The organism is Caballeronia sp. LZ003, from assembly GCF_031451465.1.
Taxonomy (GTDB): Bacteria; Pseudomonadota; Gammaproteobacteria; order Burkholderiales; family Burkholderiaceae; genus Caballeronia.
Genome location: NZ_JARUXJ010000163.1, coordinates 1 through 504, shown reverse-complemented (window position 1 = coordinate 504; position 504 = coordinate 1). Strand labels below are relative to the sequence as shown.

At 57.1% G+C, this 504-nt stretch carries 1 protein-coding gene; it reads left to right on the top strand.

Features of this window, described 5'->3' with window-relative positions; all coding sequences use genetic code 11:
- Nucleotides 1-19 precede the first annotated feature (19 nt).
- The coding region (locus QCE79_RS33595; protein WP_309851845.1) for an RES family NAD+ phosphorylase at nucleotides 20-504 on the top strand (485 nt) is incomplete at its 3' end.

Below are 504 nucleotides of genomic sequence, written 5' to 3'. Positions count from 1 at the left end.
TTCACGGTGAGGAAGCGGTTTGACTTTGTCGATTCCAAGCCGCGTCATTGCGGCCGGAGAACTGCTCCAGCACATCAGCCGAGTCGAATACGCCGCCACGCCGCTCTATTTTGGTACAAGCTCCGCAAATCGATACGACGATCCGACCGGTGACTATGGGGTTCTGTACTTGGGCTTCGACCTTCCGACAGTATTGATGGAGTCGGTCTTCCATCAGCACCAATGGCACCGGAGCCGTTCGCGTACCATTACGCTAAGCGAGATTCGTGGACGCATTGTGCGTGCTGTCGGCGTAGTCGAGCGACTGAACTTGGCTGACATGACCGCGCCAGGCGTGATGGCGCGGGAATTCGGCCTCAATCTCGGCCAACTGGCGAGCCGACGTTACATCCACACGCAGCGTATTTCTCGGCAGATTCACAAAGCGCTCGACTACAGCGGCATCCCAGCCTTCGACGGTCTGCTTTATCCCTCGCGGAATAATTTCCCAGCGACATGCATTGC